The sequence below is a fragment of the Micromonospora sp. RTBAU3-60 genome, from assembly GCF_054963695.1.
On the sequence record NZ_JBUEGB010000145.1, the window covers coordinates 1 to 6,551 of the forward strand.

The 6,551-nt window shown below is 68.2% G+C and carries 4 protein-coding genes; 1 reads left to right on the forward strand and 3 read right to left on the reverse strand.

What is annotated here, in order from left to right:
• Positions 1 to 20: 20 nt before the first annotated feature.
• Complete coding sequence (locus tag ACY34I_RS39990) at positions 21 to 638, reverse strand: RNA-guided endonuclease TnpB family protein (protein ID WP_462760697.1); 618 nt, start codon at positions 636 to 638, stop codon at positions 21 to 23.
• Between the two features lie 115 nt (positions 639 to 753).
• Entirely contained in the window at positions 754 to 1,743 is a 990-nt protein-coding gene (locus tag ACY34I_RS39995; protein WP_462760699.1) for a helix-turn-helix transcriptional regulator, read from the reverse strand.
• Positions 1,744 to 1,857: 114 nt separating this feature from the next.
• Between ACY34I_RS39995 and ACY34I_RS40000 the strand changes: the two genes are divergently transcribed.
• Positions 1,858 to 6,063, forward strand: coding sequence for a S8 family serine peptidase (locus ACY34I_RS40000; RefSeq protein ID WP_462760701.1), 4,206 nt, complete (start codon positions 1,858 to 1,860; stop codon positions 6,061 to 6,063).
• A gap of 136 nt (positions 6,064 to 6,199) precedes the next feature.
• On the opposite strand, the gene ACY34I_RS40005 is transcribed toward ACY34I_RS40000, so the two are convergent.
• Positions 6,200 to 6,385, reverse strand: a complete 186-nt coding sequence (locus tag ACY34I_RS40005; protein ID WP_462760703.1) for a hypothetical protein — start codon at positions 6,383 to 6,385, stop codon at positions 6,200 to 6,202.
• Between the last annotated feature and the right edge of the window lie 166 nt (positions 6,386 to 6,551).

Here is a 6,551-nt window from a genome sequence, read left to right on the forward strand (position 1 = left end):
ACGTCAGCTCCGCAGGCGTTTTACCTCTCCGCCAGCCCGGCGGCGAGGATGTTTGTCGCGGCGTTGATGTCCCGGTCGTGCACGACCCCGCAACCCGGACACGTCCAGACACGCTCGTTGAGGGCGAGGGTGGTGTTGATCCGACCGCACGCCGAGCAGGTTTTGGACGTGGGCAGCCACCGGTCGACGGGGATCACCTCACGCCCGTACCAGTCGGCCTTGTACTCCAACATGCTGCGGAACTGGGACCAGGCCGCGTCGGAGATGACGCGGGCCAGGCGCCGGTTGCGGAGCATGTTCCGCACGCTGAGGTCTTCGATCGCGACCGTTTGGGTCTCACGGACGAGTCGACTGGTCAGCTTGTGCAGATGATCCCGACGCCGGTCAGCGATACGCGCATGGATCCGGGCCACCTTCAGGCGGACCTTCGCCCGGTTCGCGGAGCCGTCCTGTTTGCGGGACAGGTTCCGCTGCGCCTTGGCCAGCTTCCGCCGGTCAGCCTGCCCGTACCGCGGGTTGGCCACCTTGCCCCGCTCGTCACTCACCCCGGGCATCGGGTGGGACAGGGTGAGCAGACTGGTGATACCCGCATCCACACCAACCACGGCCGCGACCGGCGGGCTACGGCGACGACGCATCCTCAGCGGCGTGATCGAACCAGTACCAGCGAGAAGTCTGACCTGATCAACGAAGCTGCAGGTCAGCCCTCGCGCAGCGAAGTCTGGCACGGTACATAGTCTTTGGCGAAACCGATCAGAGCCACCCGCGGCGTGAGGCCTGCAGGCCGGCCTGGAAGCGGGTGTCGGCGTCGAGCGCGGCGAGCAGACGCTGCATGCGTCGGCGAAGGGTACGCACGCCGATGCCCAACTCGCGGGCGATCGCCTCGTCCTTGGCGCCGGCCGCCAGCAGGGCGAGCACCTGCCTGTCCTCGTCGTCGACCGCACCCGTCTCGGCGGGCTGCTGGGCGTCGAGCGGCAGCGCTCGGCTCCAGTACAACTCGAACAGCGTGACCAAGGCGTCGAGCAACGTTGAACGACGGATCACCGCGCTCTGCCGGATTCCTGTCTCCAGCATGAGCGGTATCAGCGCAATGCGGCGGTCGGCGATGACCAGTTTCATCGGCAGGCGCGGTAGCAACCGCGCCTGCTCGCCCTGCGCCGACAGCTCCCGGACATGAGCGCGGGCACCGTACCGCTCCAGCGATTCGGCGGAGTAGATCGTGCGCCAGCGGACCCCGCGGGTGAGTACCTCGCTCTGCTGCGGGTTGTCCGGTCCAGCGGAGTAAGGCGGCCGGTCGAACAGCAGGATTTCGGTGGTGCAGGAGTTCTGGATTTCGGCGAACCGTTGCGCCACCGCCCGTTCCCCGTTGACGATCTCGACCAGTTCCCCCGGGTCGTCCTGCCGGCCCGCACGGTACTCCCCCATCAGGTCGGCCACAGCGGCACGGGCTCCAAGCAACTGGCTTTCGCGGACGTGTACCAGGGTCTCGACGGCGACATCTGGGGTGGTCGGGACGTAGCGTCGCGGCCGGCCTTCGACCCGCCCCACGAACGCCAGATCTTCGAGCCTGCGTAACGCAGAGGCGACGCGTGCGGGGGCGAGTGAGGTCATTTCGGCGAGCTGCTGCTGGTTGCTACGCGGGTGCAGGAGCAGTACCCGGTAGATCTGTTCGTCGACGTCGGAAATGCCGAGAGCCGAGAGCTGCCGCTCACCCGGGTCGTGGGTCTCGCGCGCGGGACCCACCGCTTGCCTCCATTTTGATCAGGACGTCGGGGATCCGTGTGCAGTGGCCGGGACCGGCCGATGGCCTCTCCCGGCCACGGAGGAGTCTAGACCGGCGATGTCCGCGGTGTCAGGGTGTCGAGGTCAACTGTTGTATCGATCGATCGGACCATCGTGAACGCATTTGCTCACTCGCCGGTCGTACCGCCGGCACGTCACCGGCTCCGCCGTGCCGTGGCGCTCCTGCTGACCGCGCTGGTGATCATCACCGTGCCCGCGTCGCCGGCCGCCGCGGCACCCGCCGCCCGGAGCGGCCAGACACCGTCCGGAGAGCCGGGAGTGGACAAGATCGAACCCCCGCTCGCCCGGGCGCTCGAGGCACCCGGATTCGAACCGTTCGTCATCGAGTTTGACGCGAAAGCTGACCTGACCGAGGCGGCCCGGATTAACGACTGGACGCGGCGGGGCGCCGCCGTCGTAGCCGCCCTCCAGAACACCGCCCGGGAGAGCCAGGCAGAGGTCGCGGCAATGCTGAACGACGCGGGCGTTGAGTACGACTCGTATTGGGTGGACAACACCATCCACGTGCATAAGGGCGACCGCCGGGTCGCGTCGCTGGCGGCCGCGGAGAACACGGTGACGAAGGTTCGGCAGGCGGGCGTCCTCGCCCTCGAACAGCCCGCACCGGCACTGCGGGCCGCAGCAGCGGCCGGCGTCGAGTGGGGCATCGCCGACATCAAGGCCGACCAGGTCTGGGACCAGTTCGACGACCGCGGCGAGGGAATCGTCGTCGCCAACATCGACTCCGGCGTCCAGTTCGATCACCCTGCGTTGGCCGCCTCGTACCGTGGCAACACCGGCAACGGCACCTTCGACCACAACTACAACTGGTTCGACCCCGCGTCGATCTGCGGCCGTCCCTCTGCGAAGCCGTGTGACAACAACGGTCACGGCAGCCACACCATGGGGACGATGGTCGGCGACGGCGGCGAGGGCGCCAGGATCGGTGTCGCCCCGGGAGCGCAGTGGATCGCGGTCAAGGGATGCGAGTTCAGCGGCTGCTCCGAGTCGTCGCTGACGGCAGCCGCCCAGTGGGTGCTCGCACCGACCGACCTACGGGGAGAAAATCCCGATCCGGCCCGCCGCCCCGACATCGTCAACAACTCGTGGAGCGGTCCCGGCGGCGACGACTGGTACGAAAACTTCGTGCGGGCCTGGGTGGCCTCCGGCATCTTCCCCGTGTTCTCCAACGGCAATGAAGGACCGCAGTGCCGCACCACCGGTGCGCCCGGCGAATACCCCGAGGCGTACTCGGTCGGGAACTACGCAGGGAACGGAATCATCGACCCCACCTCCAGCCGCGGACCCGGCTCGTCGGGCGAGACCAAGCCGAACATCGCCGCCCCCGGAACGGCGGTGCGGTCGAGTGTGCCGACCGACGGATACCGGGTGTACAGCGGGACCTCGATGGCCGCACCGCACGTGGCGGGCACGGTCGCTCTGATGTGGTCGGCCGCGCCGTCCCTGGTGGGCGAGGTGGCTGCCACCCGACAACTGCTCGATGACGGTGCCCGGGATGTCGCCGACGACCAGTGCGGCGGCAACGCCAAGGACAACAACGTCTACGGCGAGGGCCGGCTCGACGCGTTGGCAGCGGTCACCGCCTCACCCCGGGGGGACGTGGGAACCCTGCGCGGTCGGGTCACCGCAACCGGGTCGGATGAGCCGATCGCCGGGGCCACGGTGTCGCTGACCGGGTCGACGTCGCGGACCGCTGTCACCGACGCCGACGGCCACTACGCCTTGACGCTCACCGCCGGCACGTACGACATCGCTGCCCGGTCCTTCGGGTACGTCACGGACCGCGTCGAAGGCATCCAGGTCGCACCGGACGCCACCGTGACAAAGAATTTCCAGCTCTCGCCCGCGCGGCGCGTGCCGTTGGAGGGCACGGTGACCGACGGTTCGGGTCACGGCTGGCCGCTCTACGCGCAGGTCAGCATCGCCGGCACGCCCCTGGACACCTTCACAGACCCGGTCACCGGCGCCTACCGGATGTCGGTGCCCGTCGGCGACGATTACCAGGTCAAGGTGACTCCTCAGTACGACGGGTACATGGCACGCACGATGGACCTCACGATCGCCGATCACACCAGACGCGACATCACCTTGGCGGTCGACCCTGCCTCCTGCACAGCACCCGGGTACCGCCGCGGCGACGGGTTGCGCGAAAGCTTCGACTCTTCCTCCGCGCCCGCAGGCTGGGATGTCGTGGATACGGCGCGGACCGGCCAGACATGGACCTTCGACGATCCCGGTCGTCACGGCAACCTGACCGGCGGTGCCGGCGGCTTCGCCGTCGTCGACAGCGATGCGTACGGCCAAGCCGGCTCACAGGACACGTCAATGGTCTCACCGACGGTGGACCTGTCGCGGACAGCCAACCCGGTCGTCGAGTTCAGCACCGATGTCAACGCCAACTGGCTCGAACGTGCCGACGTCGACATCTCAACCGACGGCGGCACCACGTGGAGCAACGCCTGGCGGGCCGCGGGCGACGTGCGCAGCAGCAAGGTCACCGTCCCGATTCCGTCAGCCAGCGGCAAGTCCGACGTGCGCGTGAGGTTCCGGTACTGGCTGGCCGGTGACGACTGGTGGTGGCAGATCGACGACGTGTACATCGGCGAACGCGACTGCCGGGCCGCGCCGGGCGGGTTGGTGATCGGCCGCACCACGACCTCGTTAACCGGCCAGGCACTCGACGGCGCCAAGGTGGTGGCCACCAACGATCCGCACGCGTGGACTACCAGCGGTCCCACCACCGACGACGTGCTGGGCAACGGCTTCTACGCGCTCTTCTCCGCGAACACCGGACCCGTGAAACTGGAGGCATCGGCCGCCGAACGCAACAGAGCAGTCGTCACGGCCCACGTGTCACCCGACCGCGTCACTCGCCGAGACATCGGACTGACATCGGGCCGCTTCACGGCGTCGACGCACCTCATCGAGCGTAGCGTCCCGCTCGGCGAGAAGGCGACCGCGACCTTCAAGATAACCAACACCGGCGACGGCCCGGCCCGATTCGAATTGGACGAACGCGACGGCGCCGACGTCGCGCGCCTCGCCCCGCCACCCGGGTCCGTGGGCAACACCCCAGCAGGTAGCGGCGCGCCGCTGCGCACCCACCGCGTGGCCGCTAGCCCGTTGCGCACGGGCGGATCCAGCGGCGGCGGCGCACTGATCACCGGTCCTCCTGATCCGCGGCTCGCCGACGCCCCATGGCGCACCTTGACCCCGTACCCATCGCGCATCAAAGACAGTGCCGCGGGATACCACAACGGGTTGCTCTACTCCTTCGGCGGCACCACCGGCAGCGGTGCCCCGCTGCGCAGCGCGTACACCTACAACCCGGCCAGCGGCGCCTGGTCGCCGATCGCCGACCTGCCCGACGGTCGGCAGCGGCCGTCCGGTGCGTTCATCAACGGCACATTCGTCATTGCCGGCGGATGGGGCGAGGACAACTTCACCCCAGTGGCGAGCACCGCGATCTACAATCCCGAGAGGGACTCTTGGACGACCGGGGCGGTAAACCCGTCTCCCCATGCCGCCTCTGGGACGGCGGTACTGGACGGCCAACTGTACGTCGTCGGCGGATGCGACGTCGACTGCGGCAACACCGACGTCCTGCGGTACGACCCGAAGTCGGACACCTGGACGCGGCTGGCCGACTACCCACAAAACACCGCCTGGACCTCCTGCGCCGGGCTGCGGGGACACGTCTACTGCGCCGGGGGAATCGGGCCCGGCGCCGACAAGCTGTCCACCTACGAGTACGACCCGGACACCAACCGGTGGAAGCAGGTGGCGGACATGCCCGTCGACCTATGGGCCAGCGCAGTGTCGATCTCAGCCGGCCGACTGGTCATCGCGGGCGGCTCGGCCGAGCGGAGCTCGATCATCACCAACCAGGCCATCTCCTACGACCCGACCACCGATACCTGGACCCGGCTACCGAACTCGACATACGCGCTCTACCGCACCGCCGGGGCGTGCGGGTTCTTCAAAGTCGGCGGCTCCGAGGGCTACGCCGCAGGCGACCCTGCGGTCGAGCAACTGCCCGGAAACTACGACTGTGCGCCGTCCAACGACCAGGAGTGGCTGGAGCTGACGCCGGACGAAAACGCCCTCAAAGCAGGCCACCACACGACCGTCCGGGCCCGGCTGGACACCACCAAACTGACAAAGCCAGGACGGTACGTCGCGGACGTCCGGATCGGCGAAGGGACTCCGTGGGAAACACCCACCATCCAGATCGTGTTCGATGTCAAGCCGCGGCGCTGACCTTGCCGAGCCGGCTGTGATGCCCAGGCACGTCGATCGGTCGGCAGCACCGTGCCCCGGGCGCGGGCATGTTTATCGAGGTGCGTGGCGAGGTCGAGGGTGATCGGTTGCCAGCGCAGCGTGGCACCCTTCTCAGTCAGCCGCACGATGTGAGCTCGAACAACACGTCCGCCCGACGGATCAGGCACTGGTAGACATCCCGACGGAAACCGGCCAACACCGCTGCTGGATCCGCCACCGGCCCTCTCGACGGGGCGCCGGGTAGCACCAGCCCGCCCAGGTAGTCCAGAATCGTAGCCACGGCCACCGCCTTGATCTTCATGTTCTGCCAGGAACCGGAAGATCATCAGGCGGTGGCCGTCCCCACGTCGAACACGACATGCCGACATCCACACAGGAGCTAACCCAGCCACCGACGCCTGAGGTTAAACGGAGAGCTGAGACAGGGCCGTTAACTTGGCCCTGTCTCACATTCGGTGGTGACGGAG

Coding starts and splice junctions, on each gene's coding strand:
- ACY34I_RS39990 (WP_462760697.1), bottom strand. CDS start 638: ATGCGTCGTCGCCGTAGCCCGCCGGTCGCGGCCGTGGTTGGTGTGGAT.
- ACY34I_RS40005 (WP_462760703.1), bottom strand. CDS start 6,385: ATGAAGATCAAGGCGGTGGCCGTGGCTACGATTCTGGACTACCTGGGC.